Raw genomic sequence first — 18,618 nt, 5'->3', positions numbered from 1 at the left:
GAGCCCGCCTCAGCGGCTGCCGCCTGCCGTGGTCACGGCACGCTTTTCCAGTGCTTCGCGCAGCTGCGCCGGCGGCAGGTAGCCACCGAGCTGGGTGCCGTCCGGCGCAAAGATCGCCGGGGTGCCGTTGACGCCCAGGCGCTGGCCCAGGGTGTATTCCATCGACACCGGGTTCTTGCAGTCCTTGGAATTCACCGGCTGGCCGGACTTGGCCGCAGTCAGTGCCTGCTTGCGGTCGGCAGCGCACCACACGGCAATCATTTCCTTGTGGTCCTGGCTGCCCAGGCCCATGCGCGGGAAGGCCAGATATTCGACCGCGATACCCTGCTTGTTGAGCTCGCCGATCTCGCTGTGCAGCTTGCGGCAGTAACCGCATTCCACGTCGGTGAACACGGTCACGGTGTACTTGGGGTTGGCCGGCGCGAACACGATGCGGTCGGCCTTGGGTACGGTTTCCAGCTGCTTGCGGCGGTAGGCCAGCAGTCCCGGGCTGGCGGCGAACTGCTTGTTCTGGATGTCGAACGGCTGCGCCTGGATCAGGTAACGGCCGTCGTCGCTGACGTACAGCACCTGCCCACCGACCACTACCTCGCGGAACCCAGGGAACGGCGCAGCACCGATGTAATCGGGCTTGAAGTCCGGGTCCAGGGCCTTGAGGGCGGCGCCGACGCGCTGATCCACATTGCCAGTTGCGGCGGGGGCGGCAGCGGCGGTTGGCTTGGCGCCGGCGTTGCCCGCCGCAGGCTGCGACGATTGTGCGCAGGCGGTAAGGCTGAGCGCGCCCAGCAGCGCGGCGATAGCAAGACGATACATTCACGCATCCAGTGGAATTGGGGTGGCCGGATTCTCGCACAGGGTGGATGAAGCCTGGCACCGGCCGCCACTGTTTGTTTGTTTGCCCAATGCTGCGTTCGTAACGTTCACGGGTCGGACATGCGGACGGCGCGCGGCGCCGTAGGTCGTGTCCCTGGCGGGATCTGAGGCGCTTGCGCGGCGGTCTTGCCGGGAAAAAGCACCGCGCCCTGGTGCGCTCCCCCCACGCGTGCCCCCATGCACCTTGAAGCCGTCGCAGGGAGGCGCTCACGCGACGGGCCTTCCCCGCCAAACCGGCTAACCGGCTAACCGCGCGGATGGTGCGCGGCGTGCAGTTTCTGCAGGTGTTGCCGCGCCACCAACGTATAGATCTGGGTGGTGGACAGCGAGCTGTGGCCCAGCAGCATCTGCAGCGCGCGCAGGTCTGCACCGTGGTTGAGCAGATGGGTCGCAAAGCTGTGCCGCAGGCCATGTGGACTGACCGTTGCCGGGTCGATGCCGGCCACCACCGCATAGCGCTTGACCAGCGACCAGAAGTGCTGGCGGCTGAGCGGGTGACGGGCGGCGTCGATGAACAATGGCACCTGCCCCTCCACCGGCGCCACCGGCTTGTGCTCGGCCAGCAGCGGGCGCGCCTGGTGCAGATACCGCTCCAGCCAGTGCTGGGATTCTTCGCCCAGCGGTACGAGGCGGTCCTTGCTGCCCTTGCCGGTGACCCGCAGCACGCCCTGGCGCAGATTCACCCCCACCGCCGGCAGGTTGACCAGCTCGCTCACGCGCAGGCCCGCGGCGTACATCAGCTCCAGCATGGCGCGGTCGCGCAGACCGGTTGGGGCCTCCACGTCAGGGGCGCCGAGCAGCGCCTCGATCTGGCTTTCGGTCAACGCCTTGGGTAGCGAGCGCGGCAGCTGCGGCGGGTCGATCAATGCGGTCGGGTCGTCGCTGCGCACGCCATCGCGCAGGCACAGCCCATAGAACGCACGCAAGGTCGACAACAACCGCGCCGTGCTGCGCGGAGAGTAATTGGCCTGGGTACGCCAGCGCAGATAGTCGAACAACGCCGCGCGATCGATACCCAGCAATCCGCCGCCAGCGCCGTCGCGCCAGCGCGCCAGCCCTTCCAGATCGCGCCGATAGCTGTCCAGGGTTTGCCGCGCCACGCCTTGCTCGGCCCAGAACCGGTCCAGGAACCGTTCGATCACTGCAGCATCGGCGGCCTGCACCGGCGGCAGTTGGCGGGTGAGTTGGCGGCGTTCGGCAGGGCTGCTGGCAGACATCGCCACAGCATAAAACGCCGCGCGGGTTTTGAGCGGCTAACAAAACGAGCACAGCTACCGCAGCGCGGCGTTGCTCCATGCCTGGCGACCGTTATGCTCGCGCCATGACTTCGATCCCTTTGCCTCGGGTTGCGCGCCCCCCTGCCCTGGTGGGCTGGCGGCTGCTGGCGCTGTGCTACGACCTCTGGCCGGTGCTGGCGCTGTCGATGCTGATCTCCGCTGCGTTCACGCTGGGATTCACGCTGGCCGGGCACCCGGCGCGCGAGAACATCGCTCCTTTCAGTGGCTGGCAATGGCTATTGTGGGTGTGCTGCTGGCTCGCCGCAGGCGTCTACGCCACGGTGAGCTGGCGCCGCGGTGGGCAGACCCTGGGCATGCGCCCATGGCGGCTGCGACTGCAAGGGCCACAACCCACCTGGCAACAAGCCTGGATCCGCTACGCAGTGGGCACGCTGGCGCTGGCGCTGGGCGGCGCCGGCTTCTGGTGGGCATGGCTGGATCGCGAGCGCCTGACCTGGCATGACCGTGCGAGTGGCACCCGGCTGGAGCGCATTCCCAAGCATTAGCCACAACCAACACGTCGCCCAGCTAATGCTGGTTAGGGGAATGTGCTGCGGTTGAGTGGCCGTCTTGCGATATGCCGATTGCTGATGCCAGCGAGCTCCTGTGAGCGTCTCAGCGGCATGCGCTGGCAAGGGTACTACGCAGCCGCCTCGGGGGACCTGCCCGCACGTGAGAGGTCGAACACCCGCTCACCTAATGAAGGCCGGCGCGTCCGGCTGCCGAAACCGGCCAGCCAATACGCCTGACGGATTTCCCCACTTCTAACGGGTGATGACCTCGCGCCACGCCATCAAACGGCGGGCCGCCGGCTCGGCTAAAGCATCCGTTTCATCAAGACCCATGCGCTGCCCGGAAATCTCACGCAGGGTCGTGGCGACCGTTGCCTGATCAGCACCCTGCCAGAGCAGCGTGCATATTTCGGGAACATAGCTGGCGTACTCATCGCGCGCCTGCGGCACGCCCGCAACGCCGATCGGATCCCACAGGTACTACAGTACTTCGCTGACCGCCTGCGCAAGCGCACGTTGGTCGGCATCGGGCAAGGCCTGCGCTGCGCGGCTCAACTACTGCGCCGCCGGAACAACCACGCCGACACGCCCAGCATCACCATCGGCGGCAGCGCGTAGGCGATGCGGTAATCAAGCTTGAGCGCGCCGGCCATGCGGCCGAAGAACAGCTGCAGCAACCAGAACCCCAGCGCGAACAAAATGCCCAGGAACAATCGCTTGCCCAGGCCGCCGCTGCGCAGCGAGCCGAAAGAGAACGGGATTGCCGCCATGCACAGCGCCAGCACATTGAGCGGGTAGAACCAACGGCTCCAGTACTGATCTTCGTAGTCGCGCGAATCCAGTCCATTGCGGCGGCGGTATTCGATGCTCTGCTCCAGCTCGTGCGCGGAGAGGTTACGCGGCTTGGCCAAGCCGGACGCAAGCGCCGACGGGCTCAGCTGCGATTGCCAGGGCAGCTCGGGGAAGGTTTCGCGCTGCACCGAACGTTCCTGGAAGGTATCGCGACGCACCTGACGCAGGGTCCAGTGGCCGTCGCGGTGCTCGGCCACGGAGGCATAAGTGAGCTGCTGCAGCCTGCCGTTGGCATCCATGCTGTACAAGCGCACATCGTGCAAGATCAGCGCGGTGCCGCCGCCATCGAGCAGCTTTTCTTCGCCGCCAAGCGCATTGAGGAAGGTAGTGCCTTCACGTGCCCACAGACCCGAATAGCGGGCCATCGCCATGTTGCTGTTATGACGGGCACTGGTCTTGAGCGTATCGGCCTGGTTTTGCGCCCACGGGCCCACCGTTTCGCCACTGATCACCATGCTGGCGGTCAACAGCGCCATCGCGGCGACCACCGAGGCGGACATGCGCTTGCGCGACACGCCCAGCGCACGCAGCGCGGTCAGCTCGGATGTGGCCGCCAGCTGGCCCAGGCCCATCAGGGCGCCGATCACCGCGGCGGTGGGGAACAAGGTGTAGGCGCGCCGCGGCACGGTGTAGGCCACAAAGGCCACCGCGTGACCGAAGCTGTAGCTGCCCTGGCCGATGTTCTTGGCCTCGCTGGCGAAGGCGTTGACCAGATCCAGCCCCAGCAACACCGCCCAGGTCAGCAGCACGGTGAACAGCACCACGCGGCCGACGTACCAATCATGGACCCGCGGGGTCAGCCTCATGCGCCCGCCCTCGGCCGACGCACGCGGCCATCGCGTGCATACGCCAAGACCGCCACTGCCAGCAGCGGCAACGTCAGCCACCACAGGCCCAGTGCTGCCGGGGTCTTGCCGTTGGCGATCCACTGGGTGCCGACGATCATCAGATTGGTGCCCACCATATAGGCCAGGAAGGCCAGCATGATCCGGCCGTAACGCTGTTGCCGCGGCGCGCTGCGTGACAGCGGCAGAGTCAGCAAGGCGAAGGCCAACGCCAGCAGCGGCGGCGCCAGGCGCTCATGCAGCTGCGCGCGGGCAGCGGGGCGCTCATCGGACAGCAGCTGGGTGGTCCACATCACCTCCGGGTCGTTGGCGTCGTGGGTCCGGGTGCGGTCGGGCAAGACCACGTCGTTGCTGGCGAACTTCATCAGGCGGTAGTCCAGGGTGGTGCCGGCAGCCGGCCCTTCGATGCGGTAACCGTCCTCCAGGCGCAAGTAACGGTCGGTCTTGCCTTCGAAGAACATTGCGCCACGGTCGGCAGTGACCACATCGATGCGGTCGTCCTTCTGCCGTTGCATGAAGACCTTGCCCAGGTTCTTGCCATCGGCCGAGATGGTGGTCAGGTAGACCACGCCGCCGCCGGACAGCGGGGTGAACTTGCCCGACTCCAGGCCGGCCATCAGCACGCTGCGGTTTGCGTCTTCCAGCATGGTCTCGGCGGTACGGCTGGCCCACGGCCCCAACCACAGCGAACACAGCCCGATGATGACCACCACCGGCACCACCAGCATCAGCATCGGCCGCAACATGCGCTTTGGGCCCACGCCTATGGCGGTGATGACGGCCATTTCTGAATCGCGGTACAGCCGCGCCAGTGCCAACAACAGTCCCAGCATCAGCGCCAGCGGCAGGATGATGGGCAGGTAGGCCACGAACTGCAGGCCCACCTGCGACAGCAGCAAGCGAGCGGGGATGCGGCCGTCGGCGATATTGCCGAGGATATCCACCAGCACACCGCCGACGCTGACGACCAGCAGCACGATCAAGGTGGCCAGGAAGCTCTGGGTGAAATCGCTGAGCAGGTATCGATCGAGCTTCGGCATGGGGTGGGCTTGTTTTAAACTCTCGGATTCGTTCGCGGCGGCGCCAGCCTAGTCCGGTTGGCGTAAACAGCCCGCGATTGTACGGATTTGCCTACGGAATCTGATCAATGGCCCTGCAATTCATCCTGAACCAAGACGCGCCGGCAAGCGCCCACGTCGACTGCATCGTGGTTGGCGTGTTTGCCGACAACACCCTTTCGCCCGCTGCGCAGGCGCTGGACAGCGCCAGCCAGGGTCGCCTGACGGCCCTGGTGGCACGCGGCGACGTGGTTGCCAAGACCGGCAGCACCACCCTGGTCCACGACCTGCCCGGCGTGACCGCCCCGCGCGTGCTGGTGGTCGGGCTGGGCGAGACCGGCAAGTTCGGCGTGGCGCCCTACCTCAAGGCGATCGGCGATGCGACCCGCGCGCTGAAGACCGGCGCGGTCGGCACTGCCCTGCTCACCCTGACCGAACTGCCCGTCAAGGCCCGCGACGCAGCCTGGAACATCCGCCAGGCAGTCATCGTCGGCGACCATGCGGCCTATCGCTACACCGCCACCCTGGGCAAGAAGAAGGTCGACGAGAGCGGCCTGACCACCCTGGCCATCGCCGGCGACGACGCCCGCGCATTGGCCGTAGGCGTGGCCACCGCCGAAGGCGTGGAATTCGCCCGCGAGCTGGGCAACCTGCCGCCAAACTACTGCACTCCGGCCTACCTGGCCGACACTGCCGCGGCATTTGCCGGCAAGTTCCCGGGCGCCGAGGCCGAGATCCTGGACGAGGCGCAGATGGAAGCGCTGGGCATGGGCTCGCTGCTGTCGGTGGCGCGCGGCTCGGCCAACCGCCCACGCCTGATCGTGCTGAAGTGGAACGGCGGCGGCGACGCGCGTCCCTACGTACTGGTGGGCAAGGGCATTACCTTCGACACCGGCGGCGTCAACCTCAAGACGCAGGGCGGCATCGAGGAAATGAAGTACGACATGTGCGGTGGCGCCAACGTCATCGGCACCTTCGTGGCCACGGTCAAGGCCGAGCTGCCGATCAACCTGGTGGTGGTGGTACCTGCGGTGGAAAACGCCATCGACGGCAACGCGTATCGTCCCTCCGATGTGATCACCAGCATGTCGGGCAAGACCATCGAAGTCGGCAATACCGATGCCGAAGGCCGCCTGATCCTGTGCGATGCGCTGACCTACGCCGAACGCTTCAACCCCGAAGCGCTGGTGGACGTGGCCACGCTGACCGGTGCCTGCATGGTGGCCCTGGGCCACCAGACCGCTGGCCTGATGAGCAAGCACGACGACCTGGCCAACGAGTTGCTCAGCGCCGGCGAGCAAGTGTTCGACCGCGCCTGGCGCCTGCCGCTGTGGGACGAGTACCAGGGCCTGCTGGATTCCACCTTCGCCGACGTCTACAACATCGGCGGCCGCTGGGGCGGTGCGATCACGGCGGGTTGCTTCCTGTCGCGCTTCACCGAAAACCAGCGTTGGGCGCATCTGGACATCGCCGGCGTGGCCAGCGACGAAGGCAAGCGCGGCATGGCCACCGGCCGCCCGGTGGGCCTGCTGACACAGTGGTTGCTGGACCGCGCCGCGGGTGGGAATTGAGAATCGGGAATCGGGAATTGTGAAACCCTTCTCCTCTCAGTCATCGCCGCGACCTTCGAGGTCGCGGCGATGCCGTGACCATTCCCGATTCCCCTCTCCCGATTCCCTGCCCTGATGCCCCGTGCCGACTTCTACCTGATCGCCAAACCGCGCTTCCTCAACGAACCGCTGCGGCTGGTCTGCGAGCTGGCGCGCAAGGCCAACGATGCCAACCTGTCCACGCTGATCCTGGCGCGCGATGCCGCACAGGCCGAGGCGCTGGACGACCTGTTGTGGGCGTTCGACGACGAGGCCTATGTACCGCACCAGATCGCCGGCACCGATGAGGAAGACGAACTGGCGCCGGTGCTGATTGCCGCCCCCGAATTCGCCGCGCCCTCGCGCCCGCTGGTGATCAACCTGCGCGACGACCCCTACCTGGGCGCCTGCGACCGCGTGCTGGAAGTGGTACCGGCCGACCCCGCCGCCCGCGAACCGCTGCGCGAACGCTGGAAGCAGTACAAGGCCCTGGGCCTGGAACTCACGAAATACGACATGTAGGGGAAAGGTATGGCATTAATTGAAGGCTTTCGTGTCCGCAACTATCGCGCGCTGCGCGATATCACGCTTGGACGCCTGTCTGCTGAACAGCAGGGTGATCCGCTGACTCCTTTCACTGTTGTCATCGGCAAGAATGGTGTCGGGAAAAGCACGCTATTCGATGCCTTCGGCTTTGTCGCTGACTGCTTGTCGAAAGATGTGGAATCGGCCTGCGACGACAAACAACGCGGAGGCTTCGAGCGCATGCGCTCTTTGGGAACCGAAGAATCCATACGGTTCGATATCTATTACCGAGAAGCCAAGGGCGAACGACCCATCACCTACGAGCTGGCTATCAACCTGGACAGCAGCGGGCGACCATTCGTCGAGTCAGAGGTTCTCAAGCAGCGTCGCAAAGGACAGAAACACGGACGACCCTACCCATTCTTACGCCTGCACCACGGCGTTGGAAAAGTATGGGCTGGCGAAGAAGCGGTGGAAACATCCAGCGGCGAAGAAGATCGCGCTCAAGAGGATGTGGAGCTCACTGATTTGCGCCAGTTAGGAATTGCAACGCTTGGCACATTGAAAGAGCATCCGCGCATCAAACGTTTCCGCGACTTCATGAAAGGCTGGTATCTCTCCTATTTTCACCCGGACGCTGCACGCTCCATCCCTTCGGCCGGAGCTCAGCGGCATCTCGATGTGCACGGCGAAAACATCGGAAATGTCGTTCAGTATATGGAACGCGAACATAAAGAACGTTTCAGGACAATCCTTGACCGTATCGCGGCAAAAATCCCTGGCGTGCACAGCATCAGAACAGCTGTGACGGAAGACAAACGCGTGCTTCTTCAATTCAACGACGGCGCCTTCAACGATCCCTTCTATGCTGGCCAGATGTCGGATGGAACGCTGAAGATATTCGCATACCTGCTCTTGATGGAAGATCCTGAACCACCGCCATTCATCTGTATCGAGGAACCCGAGAACGGCCTTTACCATCGATTACTCGATTCACTTGCGCGGGAACTGCGAAGCCATGCCACGGGAAAGAAGAACGCACCACAGATCTTCGTCACCACCCACCAGCCCTATTTCGTAGATGCACTTTCAGCCAAGGAAGTCTGGATACTCGAGAAAGGAAAAAATGGATTTTCCACCATTTGCCGAGCGTCTGATATCGAGTTAGTGCGTAATCTCGTAGAAGAAGGCTTGCCTCTCGGTGGACTTTGGTACAGCGACTACTTGGATACAAAATAAGTATGCATATTGAAGTCCTTGTGGAAGACAGTTCTGGTGCCAAGGTGGTGAGCATGCTGCTGCCTGCCGTCATCGGAGAGCATGGAGAACCGCATACGTGGCGCATCCACCCCTACAAGGGGATCGGACGACTACCATCTGGCCTTTCGACTAATGCAGACCCTGCAAAGCGCGCCTTATTGAACCAGCTTCCCAGACTCCTCAGCGGGTACGGCAGAACGCCAAGCGTAGATGCAGTTGTTGTTGTCTTAGATAGTGATCGACGTGACTGCGCTACTTTCCTGGCCGATTTGAAAGCCGTGGCGCAGCAGTGCAATCCGGCGCCGAAGACTGTTTTTCGCCTCGCGATTGAGGAAATGGAATCCTGGTTTCTAGGTGACAAGCCAGCCGTGCTCGCTGCCTATCCAAAAGCAAAAAAAGAAATACTTTCAGGCTATCAGCAGGATAGCATCTGTGGAACCTGGGAGCTCTTGGCGGACGCAGTTTACCCTGGCGGATCTGCAGCCATCATCAAAGCCGGCTGGCCGCTACCTGGCGAGGTGAAGCATGAATGGGCTGACCATATCTGCCCCAATATGGATGTAGAGCTCAATCAGTCTCCAAGCTTCTGTAAGTTTCGCGATGGACTGCGTAAGCTGACAAAGCTTACGGCATAATGAATCACTGACCGATTTTCCAAATACTGCGCGCCCCCTCTCTGAAAAACGAAAAAACTGCATTCTGGCGCTAACTGGCACCACTTCGATTAATCAAATTTCCAGTCTCCTTTCGATCACACCATGACACAACTCGCCTCCAGCTACGACCCCGCATCCTTCGAATCGCGCCTGTATGCGCAGTGGGAGGCGGCTGGCTATTTCGTGCCGTCCGGCAAGGGCGAGCCGTATACCGTGCTGCTGCCGCCGCCGAACGTGACCGGCACGCTGCACATGGGCCATGCGTTTCAACAGACGCTGATGGATGCGCTGGTGCGCTATCACCGCATGCGCGGCTACGACACGCTGTGGCAGGTGGGTACCGACCACGCCGGCATCGCCACCGAGATGGTGGTGTCGCGCAATCTGGCGCTGGAAGGCAACGGTGAAACGCGCGACTCGCTCGGGCGCGAAGGCTTCATCGCCAAGGTGTGGGAATGGAAGGCCGAATCCGGCGACACCATCGAGCGCCAGATGCGCCGTTTGGGGACCTCCAGCGATTGGTCGCGCAGCACCTTCACCATGGACCCGCAGCCCTCGGCCGCGGTCAACGAAGCGTTCGTGCGCTGGTACGAGCAGGGCCTGATCTATCGCGGCCAACGCCTGGTCAATTGGGATCCGGTGCTGAAGACCGCCATTTCCGATCTGGAAGTGGAAAACGTCGAAGAAGACGGCTTCCTGTGGTCGATCCGGTATCCGCTGGCCGATGGCGTGACCTACGAACACGTCGAGCACGATGCCGATGGCGTGGAGACCTTGCGCGAAACCCGCGATTATCTGGTGGTGGCCACCACGCGCCCGGAAACGATGCTGGGCGACACCGCGGTGATGGTGCACCCGGACGATGCACGCTATGCCAGCCTGCACAGCGCACGCATCGTGCTGCCGCTCACCGGCCGGCAAGTGCCGGTGATCACCGACGATTACGTGGACCGCGCGTTCGGCACTGGCGTGGTCAAGGTCACGCCTGCGCATGATTTCAACGATTACGCGGTCTGGCAACGTCATCAAGATGAGATGGCATCGCCCATCAATATTCTTACTACTGATGCAAAAATTGTTGGGCATTCCAGCTACATCGATCCCAGCCATCAACAAGAACTGGACAGCAATGTAAAGCTACTGAGCCCAGTCAAAAGATTTATTTCCTTCCGTAAATTTTCGGGATTGGATCGTTACGATGCACGAAAGGCGGTGCTCGCCGATCTTGAAGAGCGAGGTCTGCTGGTCGAAACGAAACCACACAAACTGCAGGTGCCGCGCGGTGACCGCACCGGCCAGGTGATCGAGCCGTATCTCACCGACCAATGGTTCGTGAAGATGGATGCGTTGGCCAAGCGCGGCCTGGAGCTGGTCGAAAGCGGTCAGATCAAATTCGTGCCGCCGAACTGGATCAACACCTATCGCCACTGGATGGAGAACATTCAGGATTGGTGCATCAGCCGCCAGCTGTGGTGGGGCCACCGAATCCCGGCGTGGTACGACGATTTAGAGCATCGCATCTTCGTTGGCCGGTCCATTGAAGAAGTCCGCGAGAAAAATGGTCTCGCAGAAAACTACCCGTTGCGGCGGGAAGAAGACGTGCTGGAAACCTGGTTCTCCTCGCAGCTGTGGCCGTTCTCCACACTGGGCTGGCCGGATGCGAACGCGATGGCCGAGCGCGGTTTCGAGCGCTATCTGCCGTCGTCGGTGCTGGTCACCGGCTTCGACATCATCTTCTTCTGGGTGGCGCGCATGATCATGGCTACCGACAGCTTCACCGGCCAGGTGCCGTTCCGCGATGTCTACATCACCGGCCTGATCCGCGATGCGCAGGGCCAGAAGATGTCCAAGTCCAAGGGCAACGTGCTCGATCCGCTCGACATCATCGACGGCATCAGCATCGAGGCCCTGGTCGCCAAGCGCACCACCGGGCTGATGAAGCCCAAGGATGCGCCCAAGATCGAAAAAGCCACGCGCAAGGAATTCCCGGACGGCATCATCGCCCACGGTGCCGACGCACTGCGCTTCACCATCGCCGCGCTTGCCACGCATGGTCGCGATATCAAGTTCGATCTTGGCCGCGCCGAAGGCTACAAGAACTTCTGCAACAAGCTGTGGAATGCCACACGCTTCGTGCTGATGAACACCGAAGGCGCGCGCTTCAACGGCGTGCCGCAGCCGCGCACCGAAGCGGAGCAGTGGATCCTGGCGCGTCTGGACAAGGTCACCGCAGAAACCCACGCGCACTACGCCAACTACCGTTTCGATCTGCTCACGCAATCGCTGTACGAATTCGCCTGGAACGCGTTCTGCGATTGGTTCCTTGAACTGGCCAAGCCCGCACTCAACGGCGCGGTGCAGGACAGCACGCTGGCCGCTGCAGGCAGCACGCCGGAAGCGATTGAGCACGCAGAAGATGCCGCCAGCACCCGTCACACTCTGCTCTATGTGCTCGAAGCCTTGCTGCGTCTGCTGCACCCGCTCACACCGTTCGTCACCGAAGAGCTGTGGCAGCAGGTCGCACCGCGCCTGGGCATCACCGCCGCGACGATCTCGTTGCAGACGTTCCCGCAGGCAGGCGATGTCGACACGCACGGCTATGCCAGCGCGGAGGCCGATGTCGAGTGGCTGAAGTCGATGGTGTCGGCGCTGCGCCGCGTACGCAGCGAGTTGAACGTGCCGCCCTCCAAGCAGGTGCGCCTGCTGTTGCAGGCCGGCACGCAGGACGATCGCACCCGCGTTGCCCGCTTCGCCTCGCAGCTGTCATTCCTGCTCAAGCTAGAAACGATCGACTGGCTGGACGCCGGTCAGGAGGCACCGCCATCGGCCGCCGCCATCGTCGGCGAGCTCACGCTGCTGGTGCCGCTGGAAGGCCTGGTCGACATGGATGCCGAACGCACGCGTCTGGACAAGGAAATCAAGCGTGTGGAAGGCGAAATCGGCAAGTGCAACGGCAAACTCGGCAGCGCCACGTTCGTGCAGAACGCCCCAGCCGCCGTGGTCGAACAGGAACGTGCGCGCTTGAACGAGTGGACCACGCAGTTGACCGGTTTGCGCGAGCAGCGCGCGAAGATCTGAGAAAATCGATCAGCTTCTAGTGTGTCGAGTGCGCGGTGCCCTCACCAGACAGTTGGCTGGTGCCTTTATTGAAGAACGAGAACACCGCATAACGCGGCTTGCTGGCCGCTTGTTGAAACCGTTGCGCATCGACCAGCTCCACTGGTCCTTGCCCCGCCCACCGTCGCGGGACCTTGAGCGGCATGGATGCCGCGCCAGAGCCTCCAGGGACGGATTCACGGCGTGTCCTGCGATGGTGGGCGGGCAAGGGCACTGCAGCAAACACAAAGACGTCGAGTGCACGGTGCCCTCGCCGCTCGCGGGACACGCCGTTAACCCGCCCATGGGGGCTCGTTGGCGGCATCCATGCCGCCAACGGTCCGGCAATCGGTGAGGACACCGCACCAGAAAGTTAGTCGGTGGTTTTCCTAAAGGCTCTACGGGGGCTCGGCGTGATTGGGAAGCTGATACGCCACGCAGCCATTCCAACAATACCCTTCGTGCCCTGCTTGCAAACTTGCAAACCGACCATCTCCACTGGTCCTTGCCCGCTCACCGTCGCGGGACCCTTGGCGGCATGGATGCCGCCAAGGAGCTACACGGACGTACTTGCAGCGTGTCCCGCGATGGTGGGCGGGCAAGGGCCTGCGGTGAAGTGACACCTCAAATACCGGCGCCAATTCACCGCAGCTGCCAGCTACGCCTGTGCTGTTGGACTAAAACTTCAAATCCACACGCGCATACCAGAACCGTCCACCGGGGATGTCGTAGGTGGACGCGTCGTAGCCATTGAGGGAGCACGACAGGCAGATCGGCGGATCCTTGTCGAACACGTTGTTCAAGCCGGCCGTGAGTTGCAGTCCCTTGAGCCAATCGACCCGATAACCCACTTGCGCATCGTGGTAGGTGATCGCATCCAGCCGGTTGGTGCCCACTGATGGATCAGAACACACCGCAAACTCCACCGCGTCACCGCATTGCTCGGTGAGTTTGGAGATGTGCCGCGCGGTCCACGATGCCGTCCAGTTGCCCAGCGACCAGTCCAGTACCGCGTTGCTGGTCCACTCCGGAATCGCGCTGTCGACCACCTCGATACCCGGCCCCTGCGGCTGCCGCTGACCTGCTGCGCCCAGCGCCTCGTACCGGCCCACCAAGGTGTTCTGCCACGACAGCTTGAAACGCCCGAACGCGGTTTCCGGCAAGGTCCAGAACAGATCCACGTCCCACCCGTCGGTCTTGATCGAGCCCAGATTGGTCAACCGATTATTGAAGGCGTTGATGCCGCCGGTGGATGCCCGCCCGATCCCGCTGCAGTACAACGCATCCAGCGTATCCACGCACAGATCCAGCTGCGTCTGCGCATTGATCGCCTGGATCGCACCGTCCACGTGATGACGGTAGAACGTCACCTCCAGATCGAGGCGATCGGACCAGCTTGCGTTGCTCGCAAAGCCCGGGCTGAACACGAACCCCGCGCTGAAACTCCGCGAACGTTCCGGGTCCAGCTGCTCGTTGCCGCCCGTGGTGACCGAGATCTGCTGGTTGGCCTGCTGATAACCGCCAGGCACGCCGAGCGCTGCACAGTTGGCCGCGCTACCACGCGGTGCGGTGCCGCCCAGGCCGATCGAGCATGGGTCCGACAACTGCAGGTCCGCACGCGCCGCCGAACCGAACAACTCGCCGATGGTCGGCGCACGGAAGCCTTCCGCATAGCTGGTGCGCAACACGAACTCATCGGTGACCTGCCAACGCAGGCCGTACTTCGGCGTGAACTCGCCACCGAAGGTGGAATAATCCGAATAACGCCCGGCGATATTCAGATCGAGTTTGTCGCCCAGGGCCGAGTTGGCGAAGATCGGAATATTGAGTTCGAGATAGGCCTCGTTGACGTCGTAACTGCCCGAGGTAGGCAACGACGGCACGCCGTTGTAGCGCCCGGCCACGGTGAGCGGATCGGGTTGATACGAGCCTTCGTACTTGCGGTATTCGTAGCCGGTGGCGAACGACACCGCACCGCCGGGCAGCTGGAACAGCTCGCTGCTCAGGTTGGCAGTGAACAGGCTCAATTCGTTCTGGCTACGGTCGCGCACCACCGGCTGGATCCAGCGCAACATCTCCGGCGTGATGCTGCCGGCGCCGCTGAAGATATCCAGCGGCACGCAACCTGCCACCGCCGCGCATGCCGCCGGGTCGCCCAGCCCCAGATTGATGTTGAACAGGTTGTAGCTGCCGTAGTTGGTCTGTTCGGCCTTGTTCTTGCTGTACATGCCGTTGACGTCCCAGAACCACGTCCGCCCTGCACCTTCGAAGGTGCCGACCAGGCCGGTGCCGAAGTATTGCGTGTCCACCTGCTGCTCGAAGCGACGCGCCCCGCCTTCCACGGGGCGGCGGCCGATCTGGATCAGGTTGGTCGCCGAATTCAACTCGAAGCCGAACGGGTTGAACGGATTGAGCGCCGAAATGACGATGTTGTCGGCCAACGGGTTGCCGGTGCCGGCGTCGGGGCCGAGAAAGATCGGCTCCGGTGCGGCCTGGTTGGTCGACTCGCGCCGGTTGCCCAACGCCTTGACGTACCACTGCACGTCGTCATTGAAGTAGTAACGAAATTGCGCGAACACGCCCTTGCGCTCGGATGGCGTCAGCAACAGATTCTGCTCGGCGAAGTTATAGCGGTCTGCGGTGCCGAAGCAGTGATAGTCGTCGCTACGCGTACATCCGCCGCTGCCATCGTATTGCGGTGTCCCCACGCCGGCGTTGGGCGTGAGGTTCTGGCGCACGCCGGTGTTGGGGTCGACGAATTGAAAGCGGCCATCCGGCGTTGCCGAGCTGGCGAAGGTCAGCCCGGTGCCCGGAATCGGGAAGCGCGCCTGCGCACGGTCGCGCGCATAGATCGGATCCTGTTTGACGTAGCTGGCACCGAGAAACAGGCTGAAATTCTCGCCACTGGTGCCCCAGGCCAGGTCCATGCCCTGGTTGGCGCCATCGCCCTTGCCGTACTGCCCGTAGTTGAGCGTGACCTGCGCACCGTCGAAGCTGCGACGGGTGATGATGTTGACCACACCGGCGATCGCATCCGAACCGTACAGCGATGAAGCGCCGTCTTCGAGCACTTCGATGCGCTCGACGATCGCCAGAGGAATGGTGTTGAGATCGGTCGAGGAACCCACGCCGGACGCCGAGGATTCATTGACCCAACGGATGCCATCCACCAATACCAGCACGCGCTTGGAACCGAGATGGCGCAGATCCACCTGCGCCGAGCCCGCCCCCACGCCGCCGCCATCGGGCGGGAAACCGAAGTTGCCGGACGAATTGAACTTGGCATTGAGTGCCGAACCCGATGCAGTGAGTTCCTGCAGCACTTCGCCGATGGAGGTCAGCCCGGTGCGTTCGATGTCGGCGCGGTTAAGCGTCTGGATCGGCACCTGGCCCTGCAATTCGGCGGTCTTGATGCGCGTACCGGTGACCTGCACGCTGTCGAGCGTGCGCGTGCTCGGAGCGGCCTCGGGCTGCTGCGCCCAGGCGAGCGTGGGAATCAGACACAACGACAACTGCACGGCCAGGCATGACCGCGTGGGGCCAATCAGACGCTTCATCCTTTCTCTCTCCAGAAGGATAGGTAAGTGTCCGCACGCCCCCGTGCCCTGCGGTCCGTCCCAACTTTTAAACGAAACATTAACGCGCTGCAACTGGCAATGCAGCAGTGCGCTGCGGCCTGCAGCGGTGAATGCTGCAGGCGTGCAAGCGCGGATGCGGGCGTGGCGCGGCTGCGCTGGCAGGTGCGTGCAGTCGCGTGGTCAGCGCCACGCTGCGTATTCACTCAGGCGCTCAGGCGTGCTTCGGTATCATCGCGGCATGACTTATGCCCCCCGCCTTGCCACTGTTTTCATCGGCCTGCTGTGCCTTGGCAGCAGCGCGCTGCATGCGCAAACCCTCGACCCGCAATTGACCGCCGTGCGCGATGCCATCGCAGCCGCAGAGCGCGGCCAGGCCGATGCCGGTCAGCTCGGCGCATTGAGCCGCCACCCGCTCTACGGCTGGCTGGAATTTGCCACGCTCAAGCGCAATATCGACAACGTCTCCAATGCGCAGGCACAAGCATTTTTGCAGCGCTATGCGGGCCAGCCGGTGGCCGAAAGCTTCCGCAGCACCTGGTTGCCGGCGGTGGCACGCCGGCAGGACTGGAACACGCTGCTGGCCAACTGGAAGTCCACCGACAATGTGGGCCTGCGCTGCGCACAGCTGAGCGCGCGCCTGGGCACCGGTAAGGCGGACGCGCAGTGGAGCCGCGATGCGCTGACGCTGTGGCGCACCGGCAAGGGGCTACCCGATGCCTGCGATACGGTGGTTGCCGGGCTGGAATCGCGCGGCGAGCTGACGCCGGCCTTGCGGTGGGAGCGCGTGGAAGCCGCTGCCGATGCGCAGCTGCCTGCGGTGATGCGCACCGCCGCGCGTGGCCTGCCGGCGGCCGATCTGGCGCTGGCCACCGATTACGCTGCCTTTCTCGACAAGGTCCACCCACGTGCACTGGCTTGGCCCAGGACCGAGCGCAGCCGCCGCATTGCAGTCGACGGGTTGGCCAAACTGGCCAAGAGCGACCCGGACGCCGCCGAGCAGCAGCTACCGCAGCTTGCCGGCGCGCTCGGCTTCAGCGAAGCGCAACGCGGGCAGGTGCTGTACCAGATCGCGCTGTGGACGGTGGCCTCGTATCTGCCGGATTCGGCGCGTCGGCTCAACGCCGTGCCGGATGCGTCCTACGACGAACGCCTGCACGAATGGCGCGCGCGCGAGGCGATGTCGCGTGGCGACTGGCCGGCGGCATTGGCTGCCATTCGCAAGATGCCGGCAGCCCAGCGCAGCGATTCGCGCTGGCAGTATTTCGAAGCGCGCCTCGCCGAAAAGACCGGCGCTGCCGCGGCCGCACAGCCGCTGTATCGCGCAGCCGCGCAATCGCCGACCTTCCACGGCTTCCTGGCCGCCGACCGCCTGCAGCAGCCGTACCGGCTGTGTCCGTGGGAGCCCAAGGACAGCCCGCAGGCCAAGGCGGCCGTCGCACGCGACCCGGCCTTGATCCGCGCCATCGCCTTGTTCCAGATCGACCGCCCCGGCTGGGCAGTGGCCGAATGGAACGATGCCGCCACCCGTTTCGACGACACCCAACGCCGCCTGGCGGTGGAAGTGGCCAGCGACAACGGTTGGTTCGACCGCGCGGTGTTCGCGCTTGGCAAGCAGCCGGAAGAACAACGCCTGTACGCGCTGCGCTTCCCGTTGCATCACGACGACAGCATTCGCCGCGAAGCCGCCAGGAATGCGATCGACCCGGCCTGGGTGGCCGCGGAAATCCGTGCCGAAAGCATCTTCAATCCGCGCGCGCGTTCGCCGGCCAACGCAATGGGACTGATGCAGGTGTTGCCCGGCACCGGCGCTGCCGTCGCCAAGGGCATTGCCCTGCCCGGCTATGCGGGCGCCACCAGCCTGTACGAGCCGGATACCAACATCGCCATCGGCACGGCGTATCTGCGTCAGTTGCTCAACACCTACGGGCTGCCCTACCTCACCATCGCCGCCTACAACGCGGGCCCCGGCCCGACCGGGCGCTGGCAATCGCAGCGCCCGGGCTTTGAGCCGGACTTCTGGATCGAGACCATCAGCTACAAGGAAACCCGCGAATACGTTGCGCGCGTGCTGGCCTTCAGCGTGATCTACGACTGGCGCCTCAACGGCGACATGCTGCCGCTGAGCGACCGACTGATGGGCAAGCTGGTGGACAAGCGCCTCAAGCCGGTGTGCACGCCGGGCCAGGCTGCGAATAACGCGGCGCAGGATTGAGTCGAGTTAATCGACGCGCATCACTTGCTGATTCGGTGGTGCGCGCGGCGCGCTCGCCAGACACTGTTCTGGTGGCTTTATTGAAGGACGAGGACACTGCTTCGCACGGTTTTGTGGTCGCTGGTTGCTGTGTTGAAAACTTGCCCACCGACCATCTCGCCTGGTCCTTGCCCGCGCACCGTCGCGGGACCCTTGGCGGCATGGATGCCGCCAAGGAGCTTCCATGGACGTGCTTGCAGCGTGTCCCGCGACGGTGGGCGGGCAAGGGCCCTGCAGCAACTGCGA

13 protein-coding genes are annotated in these 18,618 nt (G+C 63.8%); 7 read left to right on the top strand and 6 right to left on the bottom strand.

Annotated features, from left to right (window positions below; all coding sequences use genetic code 11):
• Positions 1–9: 9 nt before the first annotated feature.
• On the bottom strand, positions 10–813 hold the full coding sequence (locus M3O59_RS03585; protein WP_064630768.1) for a DsbC family protein: 804 nt from the start codon (positions 811–813) through the stop codon (positions 10–12).
• A gap of 305 nt (positions 814–1,118) precedes the next feature.
• Positions 1,119–2,090, bottom strand: coding sequence for a site-specific tyrosine recombinase XerD (xerD, locus tag M3O59_RS03580; protein ID WP_064630766.1), 972 nt, complete (start codon positions 2,088–2,090; stop codon positions 1,119–1,121).
• A gap of 104 nt (positions 2,091–2,194) precedes the next feature.
• Between xerD and M3O59_RS03575 the strand changes: the two genes are divergently transcribed.
• Positions 2,195–2,656: an RDD family protein gene (locus tag M3O59_RS03575; RefSeq protein WP_064630764.1), complete on the top strand. Its 462-nt coding sequence runs from the start codon at positions 2,195–2,197 to the stop codon at positions 2,654–2,656.
• Positions 2,657–2,914: 258 nt separating this feature from the next.
• On the opposite strand, the gene M3O59_RS03570 is transcribed toward M3O59_RS03575, so the two are convergent.
• The 3 genes from M3O59_RS03570 to lptF all read right to left on the bottom strand — a co-directional run bounded on the left by M3O59_RS03570 (position 2,915) and on the right by lptF (position 5,399).
• The gene (locus tag M3O59_RS03570) at positions 2,915–3,112 is read right to left on the bottom strand and encodes a hypothetical protein (protein ID WP_064630762.1); all 198 of its coding nucleotides are present in this window, start codon (positions 3,110–3,112) and stop codon (positions 2,915–2,917) included.
• A 101-nt stretch (positions 3,113–3,213) separates the two neighbouring features.
• Positions 3,214–4,320 (bottom strand): LPS export ABC transporter permease LptG, encoded by a 1,107-nt coding sequence (gene lptG / locus M3O59_RS03565; RefSeq protein ID WP_116905015.1) that lies wholly within the window; start codon positions 4,318–4,320, stop codon positions 3,214–3,216.
• Complete coding sequence (gene lptF, locus M3O59_RS03560) at positions 4,317–5,399, bottom strand: LPS export ABC transporter permease LptF (protein WP_116905016.1); 1,083 nt, start codon at positions 5,397–5,399, stop codon at positions 4,317–4,319. The genes lptG and lptF overlap by 4 nt, the downstream gene beginning before the upstream one ends.
• 107 nt (positions 5,400–5,506) lie before the next feature.
• Between lptF and M3O59_RS03555 the strand changes: the two genes are divergently transcribed.
• From M3O59_RS03555 to M3O59_RS03535, 5 genes are all read left to right on the top strand, one after another.
• Positions 5,507–6,988, top strand: a complete 1,482-nt coding sequence (locus M3O59_RS03555) for a leucyl aminopeptidase (RefSeq protein WP_116905017.1) — start codon at positions 5,507–5,509, stop codon at positions 6,986–6,988.
• A 114-nt stretch (positions 6,989–7,102) separates the two neighbouring features.
• On the top strand, positions 7,103–7,528 hold the full coding sequence (locus tag M3O59_RS03550) for a DNA polymerase III subunit chi (protein WP_064630754.1): 426 nt from the start codon (positions 7,103–7,105) through the stop codon (positions 7,526–7,528).
• A 9-nt stretch (positions 7,529–7,537) separates the two neighbouring features.
• Complete coding sequence (locus M3O59_RS03545; RefSeq protein ID WP_116905018.1) at positions 7,538–8,770, top strand: AAA family ATPase; 1,233 nt, start codon at positions 7,538–7,540, stop codon at positions 8,768–8,770.
• Between the two features lie 2 nt (positions 8,771–8,772).
• The gene (locus M3O59_RS03540) at positions 8,773–9,426 is read left to right on the top strand and encodes a hypothetical protein (protein ID WP_181920443.1); all 654 of its coding nucleotides are present in this window, start codon (positions 8,773–8,775) and stop codon (positions 9,424–9,426) included.
• 123 nt (positions 9,427–9,549) lie between these two features.
• Positions 9,550–12,525 (top strand): valine--tRNA ligase, encoded by a 2,976-nt coding sequence (locus M3O59_RS03535; RefSeq protein ID WP_116905019.1) that lies wholly within the window; start codon positions 9,550–9,552, stop codon positions 12,523–12,525.
• 695 nt (positions 12,526–13,220) lie between these two features.
• On the opposite strand, the gene M3O59_RS03530 is transcribed toward M3O59_RS03535, so the two are convergent.
• A complete protein-coding gene (locus M3O59_RS03530) occupies positions 13,221–16,100 on the bottom strand; it encodes a TonB-dependent receptor (protein ID WP_116905020.1) in 2,880 nt (959 codons plus the stop codon).
• A gap of 259 nt (positions 16,101–16,359) precedes the next feature.
• On the opposite strand from M3O59_RS03530, the gene M3O59_RS03525 reads away from it, so the two are divergent.
• Entirely contained in the window at positions 16,360–18,333 is a 1,974-nt protein-coding gene (locus tag M3O59_RS03525; RefSeq protein ID WP_147308437.1) for a transglycosylase SLT domain-containing protein, read from the top strand.
• The last annotated feature ends 285 nt before the right edge of the window (positions 18,334–18,618 follow it).

It is taken from the genome of Xanthomonas nasturtii (assembly GCF_023337365.3).
In the GTDB taxonomy this organism is placed as follows: Bacteria; Pseudomonadota; Gammaproteobacteria; order Xanthomonadales; family Xanthomonadaceae; genus Xanthomonas; species Xanthomonas nasturtii.
This window is presented reverse-complemented; position numbering and strand designations above follow the sequence as displayed.